We start from the raw sequence: 13343 nt of genomic DNA on the forward strand, positions 1-13343 counted from the left end.
AAGCTAATCGCTGTTCCTATGCCGCAGGACATCCTCATTCGGAATGCTGGTGTAACCGGGCTACTTTCCCCGAGGGTGTGTTTGACCGCATTCCGCCAGAGCAGCGCCGAAAATCCTGCATATGTCAACGCTGTTTGGACGACTATGCCGATAAACGCCAACCAAAAGAAGAGCCACACAGTTAATAACTGTATGGCTCTTCTTCATTATGCCTCATCAATACTGTTAGCTTGCTACCACTGTTCTTACATTTGGTTATACTGGGCAACAGCCTGTTCAAGCACCGGATGATGCTCATTCATGGACGTATAATGGTGGAGCGCAGCTGTAATCCCCTTCTGGCGGATCATGTTCTGCAGTTCAACTGCTTCCGGATCATCGGAGACATCGAACTTGCAGGCTGCTGCCATACCCATAGCCAGATAAGTCGTATCAGTTCCATCCGCATATGCCTGAAGGGCCGGGCGAACCAGACGATCATTTGGGGACAACTTACGCAGCGGGGAACGACCAACACGAGTAACCTCATCGGTAAGATACGGGTTGACAAACCGTCCCAATATTTTGACAATATACTGCTCATGTTCTTCCGGGTTGAATGCAAAACGTTTCACTAGAACTTTTCCCGTTTCCTGCAAAGCACCGTATACAATCGATTTCACCTTTTCATCAGCAATAGCCTTCTGAATCGTGTCATAACCGTGCACATTACCGATGTACGCAGCAACGCAGTGTCCTGTATTAACAGTGAACAGTTTACGTTCGATATACGGCTCCAGATCATCGACATATACGATGCCCTCAACCGGTTTGAATGCAGGAGCCATCTGGGAACTATCCACCACCCACTCGTAAAAAGGCTCCACCTGTACATGCAACGGATCTTCATGATGCTGAATAGGTACAATCCGGTCTACGGCTGAATCTGGAAAATAAACGTACTGATCCGCAAGGGAACGTACCTCTTCATTGAGCAGAGCATATACATGCTCTTTCAATTGTGTACTGGCTCCAATGGCGTTCTCGCAAGCGATAATGTGAAGCGGGTTTTGTACCGGACCCGAATTCAGTCTTTTCTCAAGCCCCTTCGCAATACCTGGTGCAATATGTTTCAGCACGCCTACGCCCACCGCGGTTGTAATCAGATCAGCTTCCACCACGTTTTGGGCAACCGTCTCCAGCTGGGTTCCATCGATTGCATTTACACCTGTAACGGTCTCCTGATCCTTGCTCTCGTTGGCCAGTTCCACCGTATACTGCCCCCGTTGCTGGAGAGCCGTTACCAAGGTCTGATTCACGTCGGAGAAAATAACCTCATACCCTGCACGGGAGAGGATCAAGCCGATAAACCCGCGTCCAATGTTACCTGCGCCAAAGTGTAGGGCCTTCATAGCTCCATTTCACTTTCCAGAATAGCGATTACTTCTTCGGCTGTTTTCGCCAGACGCAGGGCCTCCATATTCTCATCCTCAGCACAGATCACCGCGATGCTAGTCAAGATCTCCATATGTTCCCCGCCTTGAGCCGCGATACCAATGACCATATAGGCTTTTTCTTCGCCAAAATCAACACCTTGAGGATACTGAATGACAGAGATACCTGTCGATAAAATGAAAGCTTTGGATTCCTTTGTACCGTGCGGAATAGCCAAGCCGTTCCCTACATAGGTCGAGACAATCTCTTCACGCTCAATCATCTTTTCAATGTAATCAGCGGTAATATGTCCCGCATCCTTCAAAATCTTCCCTGCCATACGAATCGCTTCGTATTTGTCCTGAGCCGTCGCATTCATGATGACTTTATCTGTTGTTAACATACTCATAATGGTTGACCTCCAATTTCGGTTTTACTGCGATAAAATCCAACAAGTTCCTGGGACAGGTAATGAATGAGTTCATCCCTGATTCCTTTTTCCAGCAATGTAATCATTTCTTCCTGTAATAACAGGGCGCTGATCTCACTGAGAACCTCCAGGCTTTCCTTGGATAATTCTCTGGGACCAAGCATCAAGAGGACATGGGTAACTCCTGCCGGATCATCCGGCGTACAGAGGAGTGGCTCAGTGAGCTGAAACAAGCTAATGGACGGCCTGTAAATTCCCTCACTGCGTGTATGAAACAGCGCAAGTCTTGTACCGGGAATCTTCTGACTCCCCACTGCCTCACGTGCCTCCAACCGTTTCGCGACCTCCTCCGGTTCCTTCAGCACACCAGATCCATGGAGTACGTTGCACATCGCATACACCGTTTTATAGAATCCGATATCTTGGTTATCCAGCGGATACACCTGAAACTTGCCAATAATTCGGACGATTTCAACTAAAATAGCTTCCATTCCGTCAGGGTCCGAGTAACGACTTGTCGTCTGAACCTCGGCTTCACGGGGCTTATTATGCTGTCGTTGTAATGTTGTTGTTCGGATAAAATGACGCAGACGCTCGCTCTCTTCTGCCGTAAGCAGTGGACTCACTTTGTAATACTGATTTTCATCCATCGGCAGATCAACAGTGGATAACACCAAATCATATTGATCTGTAGGTATCCGGGCAGCTTCATACCAGGACACGCTGTCCATGATCCGAATCTCAGGGATCTCCTTTGATAGTCGGCTGGAAAGCATGCGTGATGATCCAATTCCGCTTGTACACACGATGATTGCCCTGATCTCACGTTTCAGTGCACGTAACCTCTCGATGGAAGCCCCAAAATGCATGACCAGGAAACCAATTTCTTCATCCGGAACTTCTGTGCCTGGCCAAGCTTGATGCACGGATTGTTTGACCTCTTCGAAGAGGGAATCATAATCCTTGCGAATCTGCTGCAGTAGCGGGTTACGAATCATCTGTTGTCCTTCAATTCGCTCCATGACAGGTTGCATATGACCAAGCAGACCTTCACGAAGCAAACGATCCTCATGAAAGGCGTAATGCGTTCTCGCCTGCATCTGATCAATCAGTGAATGTACCCTGTCCAGTAAAATCAAATCGTCTATTGGCAACAGCCGCGAAGAATGAATCCGCTGCTCTGTCTCAACTAATAGTCTGTGAAAATAAGCTTGCTCATCTTGGGAGAATGTCAGCCCCAGCTGGGTCGATAACATACCACACAAGCGGGAAGCCATATAAGGTGGAACCTTCATCTCATCCTGCTCTGCGACTTCATCTCCATTGTTCTCCAGGGGAGGTATACGGCCAATGCCAGAGCCTTTACGAATACGTACAACCGCTACGGATAATTGAATCAGCAACTTCATGTATTGGCGTTCCGGGATGTTCTCCAGCCATTCGATGTCTGGTTGCCATAATGCATTTTCGACCGTAAGCACATCACCGTGTCCAATCATATCCAACAATTTTTGGTTTACGATGGAGCCTCCCTGTTCTGGCTGTCTTCCGAACAGGTCGGACTCATCCAGAAATTCCAGAGCAAGTGCAGCTATGGCTGTGCGATGAATCGTCTCACTTCCGTTAATCTTGACGCCATATCCTCGTCTGCGAACCAGCTTTAGTCCCGCCTGACGAATTCGTGACTCCAGATCGTCCAGATCAGTGGTTACGGTGGATACGGTCACTTTCAGATCCGAAGCCAAGGCGAGTAACTTTACAGGCTCCGGTTCATCCAGCAGGATGCAAAGCATGAAGAGCTTACGCTCTTCTGGCGTAAACTCTACATATTCTTTACCCTCTAGTTGCTGGCGCAATACAGCCAGATCATCGGAACCGGCATCGATTCGGATACCGGTTCCTGATTTTTTTTCCAGCTTCATACCCAAAGGTTCAAGCCATTGTTCAATCATTTGCAGCTCCCGGTGAACCGTTCGGGTACTGACCTTTACTTCAACGGCGATTTCGCCGGCTGTTACTTCATGTGGATGCTCTAGCAAGAACTCCACGATTTCACGTTGTCTTTTGGTAATACTCATATCTCAGCCTCCGGCTCAGGGAAAACAAATGCGTGCAATTACTTTAGACGTTCAACGAGCGCATCGTATTCCGGGCTTTTTAGGAAGTTGTCGATGGATATATGTTCTGCATTCGGTGCAACGGAGCGGGCACGATCGGTCAATACTTGTTGTGTGATCACCACGTCTGCATCCGGCGGGATATCACTGATAGCCGTATTGGTCACCGTAACGTCAATCCCCTCTGCCTTCATCTTCTTGCGTAGAATGGAAGCACCCATGGCACTTGACCCCATGCCTGCATCACAGGAGAAGACAATTTTCTTCACGTCTGTTTTGACGGTAGAAGAAGCCATATCTGCGGCTCTGTCTGCTTCACGTTGATTAGCCGTAATACCAGCGTTTGGCAGGGTTCCTTGACTCTTCATGTCTTTCATCCGACTGGATGCGGACTCCAGATCTTCGTCCTTTTGTTTACCCGTTTTCAGCAACACTGCTGCAACCAGGAAAGAAACGACGGCTGCTACAAGCACCCCTGCGAACATCGGCAGGTATCCACCTTTTGGTGTTAAGAAGAAATACGCGATAATACTACCCGGTGATGGTGCTGAAACAAGTCCTGCTCCGGTGAGCATGAATGTTAATGTACCTGCGACGCCACCCGCAATTGCAGCAAGAATCAGAATCGGTCTCATCAGAATGTAAGGGAAGTAGATCTCATGAATTCCCCCGAAGAAATGAATGATTACGGCACCCGGTGCAGAAGATTTGGCCATTCCGCGTCCGAAGAAACAGTAAGCAAGTAAGATACCAAGTCCCGGACCCGGGTTTGATTCAAGCATGTATAATACGGATTTCCCTAATTCTCTCGCTTGATCTGTTGCAATTGGTGTAAGAATCCCGTGGTTGATTGCATTGTTCAGGAACAATACTTTACCTGGTTCAATGATTAGGTTGACCAGCGGCAGCAAACCAAGATTCATTAAGCCCTGTACACCGGCAGATAATACTTTGCTAATCGCTTCTACAGCAGGCCCGATGCCCAGTAGCGCAAAAATCCCCAAGATCCCGCCAATAATACCGGCTGAGAAGTTGTTAACAAGCATTTCAAATCCGGCTTTAACTTTACCTTCAATGGATTTATCAAACTTTTTAATGATCCATGCTGCCAGTGGTCCGGCAATCATGGCACCGAGGAACATCGGGATATCACTACCCACGATGACCCCGATGGTCATAATGGCACCGACGACACCACCACGCTGACCATGCACCATCGTACCTCCGGTGTAACCAATTAACAGTGGCAGCAAATATTTGATCATCGGATCAACTAGCTGTGCAAGCGTCTCGTTAGGGAACCAGCCTGTTGGAATGAACAGAGCCGTAATTAATCCCCAGGCGATGAACGCTCCCATATTTGGCATGACCATACCACTCAGGAATCGGCCAAAACGCTGAACACCAACCCGTAGCCCACCTTTGGAATTGGACGATTGGTCCAAATTACTCATTGTATTATCCTCCTTGGATCAAGTGATTATGATTTATGAAAGGGGTATCATTTCTCCCCTGCTGTAATCCTAAGCGAGAATGCTCTCCTGTTCAATGAAATGAAAGCGTACTTTCGTCATGAACAATGATGACAACATTAGGTTATGTAATCGTTTTAATGGATGCATAATGGCTGAACCCATTGATACACAAGGCTTTTCTTGCCTATGACTTTTATCATTTCCAGAATAATTTTCCTACCTATAGCTTGGTCCAATCTGGTGATGTACATAAACAATCTGCTCAAATCCGCATTGGAAACCATTCTTGGAAAGCACAAAAAACCTGTGCAAGCATCCGGCTCACACAGGTCGAAACAATATGAAGCTCATATCATTTAATTATAAAATATATGTTAATAAGTACAAGTTCGTTGATACTATTCTTCCGTATGTTTCCGATACGCGTCTGCATTCATCAATGTAGACAATGCTGCTGTCAGATCTCCCTCAACACGGATCTCAATCATCCAGCCTTCCTCGTAAGGAGAGCTGTTCACAAGTTCAGGGGAGTCCTGCAACGAATCATTCACTGCAATAATTGAACCTGTGACGGGAGAGAACAAGTCCGAAACCGTTTTGACCGATTCGATCGTTCCAATGCTGTCCTCTGCTTTTACATTGGTTTCAAGGTCAGGCAATTCCACAAACACAATGTCACCCAGCTGATGCTGCGCGAACTCGGTAATGCCAATACGTACAGTATCCTCCCCTACGGTTTGCACCCATTCGTGCTCTTCACTGTACAGGAAATCACTTTTCAATTCGCTCATCGATATCCGCCTCGCTTTTCATTAAATGAGTGCATGCGTTCTTTGACCTTAACCTTTTTCCCAGAACATAGCGTATGACATTTTTGAATCAAATGTCAAGATACCTCACAATTTATTTGCTGAACACCTCTAAATCCTGTAACCGGATTACACTCTTTCTTCATATACTGGTGAATATTAGAATAGTAAGCGCACTCTTTATAAATACACGAACAATAACATGAAAAATAAATTAAATATTCGGTTTTAAATCATTATCTATGATATCGTTCTTGACATCGGTAGTGGATTCACGTTTTAATGAGAGGAGTAAATGTGTTTATTGGACTATGTTATACCCGCGGATGAATGTAAAGGGAGAGATTACCCGTGACACCCGATTCGGGATGTACATGAGGTAACGCCGAAGGAGTAAACCACCGATAAGCGGGGGTGAATCTCTCAGGCAAAAGGACTTTTACGGGACGCAACTCTGGAGAGCATCTATTCGCCCTGTGCGGGCGTTATGATCACCCAAGGGGAAACCTGCTGCACAACGTAGCGGGGTAACTCTCAGGTACAAGGGACAGAGCCTTAGAATAAGCGTGCTACTTGGCATGCCGATTCTTTGGCCTGTCCTTTTCCTTTTTCCCAAAAAACGAAAAACAGGATGTAGAACGGCGCTGCCATAGCTGCCCTTACCATACTTATGTGATGAAAATATCTAGCTGAAAATTTAAAAATACCCTGGTTCATTGATCCACGATTGTATATCCGGCCGGCTGACGGCCTATGACGAGGTGATTTGATGTCCGATTTGCTTAGAACACCACTCTTCCCACTGTATCAGCAATACGAAGGCGTACGGTGCATTGATTTTGGAGGCTGGGAGCTTCCGGTACAATTTAGCGGAATCCAGAAAGAACATGAAGCGGTACGCGAGCGCGCGGGACTGTTTGATGTATCCCATATGGGCGAATTCACGGTACAAGGTGAGCAGGCTGAAGCGTTTTTGCAACAAATGATGACCAATGATGTGACCACGCTGGTTCCTGATCAAGCCCAGTACACCCTGATGTGTTATCCAGATGGCGGTGTGGTGGATGATCTGCTCGTGTATAAGCTGGAAGATCAGCATTATATGCTCGTTGTTAACGCCTCCAACATCGACAAGGATTGGGCGTGGTTGCAAGAGCACTTGATCCCCGGCGTAAGCATGACCAACGATTCGGAGCAGACGGCGCTACTCGCCTTGCAAGGTCCACTGGCTGTAGACATTATTAGAAAAGTTACAGATACGGATGTATCCACGATTGAACCGTTTCGTTTTGTGCAGGATGCCGAAGTCTGTGGAGTAAAATTGCTGTTGTCCCGTACTGGTTATACCGGTGAAGATGGTTTTGAGCTATATGTTCCTGCAGATCAGGCCGCTGTGGTCTGGAATGGGTTAATGCAAGCCGGTGAAGGTCACGGACTTGTACCGACAGGCCTCGGTGCTCGGGATACACTGCGCTTTGAAGCAAAACTCCCTCTGTATGGACAGGAATTGTCGGCAACCATCTCTCCGCTCGAAGCTGGCGTAGGTATGTTTGTGAAGCTGAATGCCGGACCTTTTATCGGACACGAAGCCTTGTTACAGCAAAAAACTGACGGGCCCGCCCGCAAACTGGTCGGCATCGAAGTGTTGGAGCGCGGTATTCCCCGCCCCCACTATCCAATTTACGCCGAAGGCGTACAGATTGGTGAAGTGACAACAGGCACACAATCACCTACATTGAAGCGTAATCTTGGGCTTGCCCTCATCGACAGCAAATACGCTGCGCTGGGAACCCCGCTTGAGATTGAGATCCGCGGCAAGAAACTAAAAGCCGAGGTCGTGAAGACCCCTTTTCATAAACGGACACGTATGTCGAAGACACCTACTCAAGGAGCTGATCAAGCATGAGCAAGCACCGTTACATTCCCATGACCGAGCAAGATCAGAGCACGATGCTCGCAACCATCGGTGTGGATACGCTGGAGGATCTTTTTCAGGACATTCCGCAGGAGATTCGTTATCAGGGCGAGCTGCCCGTATCCTCCAAACTTGATGAATATGCGCTGACACGTCATATGTCCAAACAAGCTGGCGCCAACGCCAATTTCGAAACACACGCCAGCTTCCTCGGCGCAGGCATATACGATCATCATGTTCCTTCCGTCATCAATCATGTCATTTCCCGTTCCGAGTTCTACACTGCCTACACACCTTATCAGCCTGAGATCAGCCAAGGTGAACTACAGGCCATTTTCGAATTTCAATCGTACATCTGTGAATTAACCGGTATGGCTGTAGCGAATGCCAGTATGTATGATGGCGCAACTGCCTTTGCCGAAGCAGGAAACCTGGCCGCAGCGGCAACTCGTCGCAAACAGCTCATCGTATCCCGTACCGTTCATCCGGAAGCCCGTCAGGTATTGCAGGCGTATGCGCACGGACTCCGTCTGGAGATTGTCGAGATTGGTTATAAAGATGGCGTCACTGATTGGGATGCCCTGCAAGCCGCCATATCGGACGATACCGCTGCTGTCATGATCCAGAGTCCGAACTTCTTTGGTGCTGTGGAAAATGTAAAGCAGGCTGCCGACCTCGTGCATGCGCACAAGGGTCTGCTCGTCGTAAGTGCTAACCCGCTATCGCTGGGTCTGCTGGAAGCCCCAGGCAAGCTGGGTGCCGACATCGTTGTTGGCGATGCGCAGCCCCTCGGTATCGCCGCTTCACTCGGCGGCCCTACATGCGGATATTTCGCCGTGTCCCAGCCTCATATGCGCCGAATTCCTGGCCGAATTGTAGGCCAGACCACGGATCGCAACGGCAAACGTGGTTTTGTACTCACACTGCAAGCACGTGAACAGCATATCCGCCGCGAAAAGGCGACGTCCAACATTTGTTCCAACCAAGCTTTGCTTGCGCTCAGCGCATCTGTATATATGTCCATCATGGGTAAACAGGGCATGATCGATGTCGCGGATCTGAATTTGCAAAAGAGTCATTACACCCTCAATACATTAACTGCGATTCCTGGAGTTAGCCTTACTTTTAATGCACCAACATTTAATGAATTTGTGATTAAGCTTCCTGAAGGAACCGATGTGGATGCACTTCAACTGAAACTGCTGGATGCAGGCTTTATTGGTGGCTATGAACTTGGACGTGATTATCCTGAGCTTGCCGGAAATATGCTGATTGCTGTTACCGAACGACGCAGTAAGGAAGAGATTGACGAATTCGCACGAGCATTGGAGGGATCGCTGTGACTCAGGAAACGACGACAACAACGACAACATCGGTACAAGGACAATCGGAAACAGGTTCCTCTGTCTCTACTTCGGTTCAACCTGAGACGAATACAACATTTAGTGCACAGACCTTATCTCCTGCTTCGGAACAATCATTGATTTTTGAACTCAGCAGCCCTGGACGTGTCGCTTATTCCTTGCCAGAATGTGACGTTCCTCGCCAGTCTGCCGATACCTTGATTCCCCGGGAAATGCTCCGTTCGGAAGCAGCAGCACTGCCGGAAGTGTTTGAGGTAGATGTTATTCGACACTATACCGCGCTATCCCGTCGCAACTTCGGCGTAGATAACGGATTCTATCCACTGGGCTCTTGTACGATGAAATACAATCCAAAGATCAATGAGGATGTTGCTCGTTATAATGGATTCGCCAAAATCCATCCGTACCAGCATGAATCCAGCATTCAAGGTGCACTAGAACTGTTATATACGTTGCAAAACGACCTTGCAGGTCTGACAGGTATGGACGCTGTGACCTTACAACCAGCCGCTGGTGCCCATGGAGAATGGACTGGACTTATGATGATTCGTGCCTACCACGAAGGTCGTGGCGAACAACGTACCAAAGTCATCGTGCCTGATTCCTCTCATGGTACCAACCCGGCAAGTGCAACCGTTGCAGGATTTGAGACTGTGACAATTCCATCCCGTGCAGACGGACTGGTCGATCTGGACGCGCTCCGTGCGGCCGTTGGTTCCGATACGGCAGCATTGATGCTGACCAACCCGAATACACTTGGTTTGTTCGAGAAAGACATTCAGGAGATTGCATCCATCGTACACCAAGCTGGTGGCTTGTTGTATTACGACGGAGCCAACTCCAATGCCATTATGGGCATTACACGTCCGGGTGATATGGGCTTTGACGTGGTGCATCTGAACTTGCACAAAACGATGAGTACACCTCATGGCGGTGGTGGACCAGGTGCCGGACCAGTTGGTGTGAAGAATCGCCTGATTCCATTCCTGCCTAAACCAATGGTGATCAAGAATGATGATGGTATGTATGCATTCGATCGTGAAGGCGATCAATCCATTGGCCGGGTGAAAGCCTACTACGGTAACTTCGGTATATTGGTACGTGCCTATGCCTACATTCGTACCTATGGACCGGAAGGATTGCGCCGTGTATCTGAATGTGCGGTACTCAATGCTAACTATATGATGGCCCGTCTCGCACCTTACTACGAGATTCCGTATCCGGGTGTATGCAAACATGAATTTGTCATGTCTGGTCGGGGGTTGAAGCAATATGGTGTACGCACACTTGACGTTGCCAAACGATTGCTTGATTTTGGATATCACCCACCTACGGTGTACTTCCCGCTCAACGTGGAGGAATGCATCATGATCGAACCGACAGAAACCGAAAGCAAAGAAACGCTGGATGGGTTCATTGATACGATGATACGGATTGCCAAAGAAGCGGAAGAGACACCTGAATTGGTCCTGAACGCACCTTACGGAACACCGGTTACTCGACTCGATGAGACCACCGCTGCCCGCAAACCTGTACTGAACTGCGCCTGCAGTTAATCAAATCATTGTTATCACGAAAGCTCTTGCTGATAGTCCAATCAGCAAGAGCTTTTTGTGTTGCCTTCCCCTTTAAAGATGCCACTCTTACAGCTCGCCATCATCCTGTTAGAGTATTTCTCAACGTTTATAACAAAAAAAGCCGATATCCACAATGAATCGCGGATACCGGCAAAATCGCTGCATCAATGCAGCTCATTATCGGAAAAAGAAAAAACCTCAAATCCGGAGGAAACCCCGGCAAAATTACGCTTGAATGCTTTGAACCAATTCAACAACTTGTTCAGCCGTTTGCATATCCAGAGCTTTAGCAGCCAGTTCCTGCATATCCGCACGGGACAGCTTGGTGATCTGACTACGAGCTGGCAGAATGGATGTTGCGCTCATGCTGAACTCATCCAATCCAAGACCAAGCAACAATGGAATTGCCGTTTCGTCTCCTGCCATCTCACCACACATGCCAACCCATTTGCCTTCACGATGCGCTGCATCGATAACCATTTTAACCAAACGCAAAATGGCTGGGTTGTAAGGTTGATACAGATAAGCTACTCGTTCGTTCATACGGTCAGCAGCCATCGTGTATTGAATCAGATCGTTCGTTCCGATACTGAAGAAATCCACTTCTTTGGCAAACTGATCCGCCAGAACTGCAGTCGAAGGAATTTCGACCATGATTCCGAGTTGAATACTGTCAGAAACAGCAATACCTTCAGCAACCAGCTTCTCTTTCTCTTCGAGCAAGACAGCTTTTGCTTCACGGAATTCACCGAGTGTTGCGATCATTGGGAACATGACACGCAGGTTTCCATGTACGCTTGCACGCAGCAACGCACGCAATTGTGTACGGAAGATATCCAGACGGTCCAGACACAGACGAACTGCGCGGAAGCCGAGGAATGGATTCATTTCTTTTGGCAGATCCAGGTATGGAAGCTCTTTGTCTCCACCGATGTCGAGTGTACGAACAACAACAGGTTTACCTTCCATTTTTTCCAGTACCGCTTTGTAAGCATTATACTGAATGTCTTCGGAAGGGAGCTTGTCTCTGCCCATGTAAAGGAACTCGGTACGGTACAGGCCTACAGCCTCGCCGCCGTTCTCCAGAACACCTGTTACATCATTCGGTGTACCGATGTTGGCTGCAAGTTCAACATGAACGTTGTCCACCGTTACCGTTGGTTCATCACGAAGTTTTCTCCACTCTGCACGTTGTGCATCATACTGTTCCTGTTTGGCACGGTATTCAGCAATAACTTCATCAGTAGGGTTAACCAGTACGTGACCATCCAGACCGTCAACAATAATCATATCGCCTTGTTTCGCTTGAGCCAAGATGTCCTTGGTTCCAACAACAGCCGGAATTTCAAGAGAGCGAGCCATAATTGCCGAGTGAGAAGTACGTCCACCAATGTTGGTTGCAAAACCTTTAACAAATTGGCGATTCAATTGAGCAGTGTCGGAAGGTGTTAGATCCTCCGCAAGCACGATCACTTCTTCATTGATCTCAGCCGGACTCATGAAGTCAATACCAAGCAAGTGATTTAGCACACGTTTGGTAACGTCACGCATATCTGCTGCACGTTCCTGCAGGTATGCACTCTTCATGTTCTCAAACATGGAGATAAATTGCGATGCCGTTTCGTTCAAAGCAAATTCTGCATTGATCATGTCATCTGCAATTCTAGCTTTAACCGGATCAATCAATTCCGGGTCATTCAGAATGAGCAAATGCGAAGCAAAAATCTCAGCTTTTTTCTCGCCAAGCTCTTGTAAAGTACGCTCTTTGATCGCCTCAAGCTCAGCCTGGGATTTACCCAGAGCTGAGTCGAGTTTCGCGATCTCTGCGTCAACGTCGTTGATTTGGCGTTTTTCTACAGAGTAGTCAGGATGCTCCAAGATAAACGCCTTGGCGATAGCAATACCCGCCGAAGCCGCGATCCCGGAGACATTAAGCATTAATTTCGCCCAACCCTTCGTTAACCATAACGTCAGTCAAAGCTTGAAGAGCTTCAGCTTCGCCTTCGCCTTCAACGATGATGCTGATAGTGTCGCCTTGTTCCAATCCGAGGGAAAGAACACCCAGGATGGATTTCAAAGTTACTTTTTTACCGTTAGCTTCTGCAAAGGATTCTGCACCTTTGAATTTGTTTGCTGTATTAACCAGGGCTGTCGCCGGACGTGCGTGGATACCATCTTCGTCTGTAATTCTGAATGTTTGTTGCATTACAATCATCTCACTTTCAGTAGTTTGGTTTAGGCAT

The 13343-nt window shown here is 47.9% G+C and carries 10 protein-coding genes and 1 riboswitch; of the genes, 3 read left to right on the top strand and 7 right to left on the bottom strand.

Annotated elements, in window-relative coordinates; genetic code table 11:
• Positions 1-245 precede the first annotated feature (245 nt).
• From NSQ20_RS24450 to gcvH, 5 genes are all read right to left on the bottom strand, one after another.
• On the bottom strand, positions 246-1391 hold the full coding sequence (locus NSQ20_RS24450; RefSeq protein ID WP_340031055.1) for a mannitol-1-phosphate 5-dehydrogenase: 1146 nt from the start codon (positions 1389-1391) through the stop codon (positions 246-248).
• Positions 1388-1822, bottom strand: coding sequence for a PTS sugar transporter subunit IIA (locus tag NSQ20_RS24455; protein ID WP_340031056.1), 435 nt, complete (start codon positions 1820-1822; stop codon positions 1388-1390). The genes NSQ20_RS24450 and NSQ20_RS24455 overlap by 4 nt, the downstream gene beginning before the upstream one ends.
• The gene (locus NSQ20_RS24460) at positions 1819-3921 is read right to left on the bottom strand and encodes a BglG family transcription antiterminator (RefSeq protein WP_340031057.1); all 2103 of its coding nucleotides are present in this window, start codon (positions 3919-3921) and stop codon (positions 1819-1821) included. The genes NSQ20_RS24455 and NSQ20_RS24460 overlap by 4 nt, the downstream gene beginning before the upstream one ends.
• A 38-nt stretch (positions 3922-3959) precedes the next feature.
• Positions 3960-5414: a PTS mannitol transporter subunit IICB gene (locus NSQ20_RS24465; RefSeq protein WP_076319876.1), complete on the bottom strand. Its 1455-nt coding sequence runs from the start codon at positions 5412-5414 to the stop codon at positions 3960-3962.
• A 419-nt stretch (positions 5415-5833) separates the two neighbouring features.
• Positions 5834-6226, bottom strand: a complete 393-nt coding sequence (gene gcvH / locus NSQ20_RS24470) for a glycine cleavage system protein GcvH (protein ID WP_047844042.1) — start codon at positions 6224-6226, stop codon at positions 5834-5836.
• Between the two features lie 344 nt (positions 6227-6570).
• Positions 6571-6693: riboswitch (glycine riboswitch) on the top strand.
• Positions 6694-7013: 320 nt separating this feature from the next.
• Between gcvH and gcvT the strand changes: the two genes are divergently transcribed.
• The 3 genes from gcvT to gcvPB all read left to right on the top strand — a co-directional run bounded on the left by gcvT (position 7014) and on the right by gcvPB (position 11079).
• Complete coding sequence (gcvT, locus tag NSQ20_RS24475) at positions 7014-8150, top strand: glycine cleavage system aminomethyltransferase GcvT (RefSeq protein WP_340031058.1); 1137 nt, start codon at positions 7014-7016, stop codon at positions 8148-8150.
• Positions 8147-9502, top strand: coding sequence for an aminomethyl-transferring glycine dehydrogenase subunit GcvPA (gcvPA, locus tag NSQ20_RS24480; protein WP_340031059.1), 1356 nt, complete (start codon positions 8147-8149; stop codon positions 9500-9502). The genes gcvT and gcvPA overlap by 4 nt, the downstream gene beginning before the upstream one ends.
• A gap of 137 nt (positions 9503-9639) precedes the next feature.
• Complete coding sequence (gene gcvPB, locus NSQ20_RS24485; RefSeq protein ID WP_340033058.1) at positions 9640-11079, top strand: aminomethyl-transferring glycine dehydrogenase subunit GcvPB; 1440 nt, start codon at positions 9640-9642, stop codon at positions 11077-11079.
• Between the two features lie 246 nt (positions 11080-11325).
• On the opposite strand, the gene ptsP is transcribed toward gcvPB, so the two are convergent.
• Entirely contained in the window at positions 11326-13038 is a 1713-nt protein-coding gene (ptsP, locus tag NSQ20_RS24490; RefSeq protein ID WP_047844045.1) for a phosphoenolpyruvate--protein phosphotransferase, read from the bottom strand.
• Positions 13031-13306, bottom strand: coding sequence for an HPr family phosphocarrier protein (locus tag NSQ20_RS24495; protein ID WP_036617010.1), 276 nt, complete (start codon positions 13304-13306; stop codon positions 13031-13033). The genes ptsP and NSQ20_RS24495 overlap by 8 nt, the downstream gene beginning before the upstream one ends.
• Positions 13307-13343 lie beyond the last annotated feature (37 nt).

This window comes from Paenibacillus sp. FSL K6-1122, assembly GCF_037977015.1.
Taxonomy (GTDB): Bacteria; Bacillota; Bacilli; order Paenibacillales; family Paenibacillaceae; genus Paenibacillus; species Paenibacillus amylolyticus.

What these genes read in the sequence shown, in the direction of transcription:
- NSQ20_RS24450 (WP_340031055.1), bottom strand. Translation starts at nt 1,391, where the DNA reads ATGAAGGCCCTACACTTTGGCGCAGGTAACATTGGACGCGGGTTTATC.
- NSQ20_RS24455 (WP_340031056.1), bottom strand. Translation starts at nt 1,822, where the DNA reads ATGAGTATGTTAACAACAGATAAAGTCATCATGAATGCGACGGCTCAG.
- NSQ20_RS24460 (WP_340031057.1), bottom strand. Translation starts at nt 3,921, where the DNA reads ATGAGTATTACCAAAAGACAACGTGAAATCGTGGAGTTCTTGCTAGAG.
- NSQ20_RS24465 (WP_076319876.1), bottom strand. Translation starts at nt 5,414, where the DNA reads ATGAGTAATTTGGACCAATCGTCCAATTCCAAAGGTGGGCTACGGGTT.
- gcvH (WP_047844042.1), bottom strand. Translation starts at nt 6,226, where the DNA reads ATGAGCGAATTGAAAAGTGATTTCCTGTACAGTGAAGAGCACGAATGG.
- gcvT (WP_340031058.1), top strand. Translation starts at nt 7,014, where the DNA reads ATGTCCGATTTGCTTAGAACACCACTCTTCCCACTGTATCAGCAATAC.
- gcvPA (WP_340031059.1), top strand. Translation starts at nt 8,147, where the DNA reads ATGAGCAAGCACCGTTACATTCCCATGACCGAGCAAGATCAGAGCACG.
- ptsP (WP_047844045.1), bottom strand. Translation starts at nt 13,038, where the DNA reads ATGCTTAATGTCTCCGGGATCGCGGCTTCGGCGGGTATTGCTATCGCC.
- NSQ20_RS24495 (WP_036617010.1), bottom strand. Translation starts at nt 13,306, where the DNA reads ATGCAACAAACATTCAGAATTACAGACGAAGATGGTATCCACGCACGT.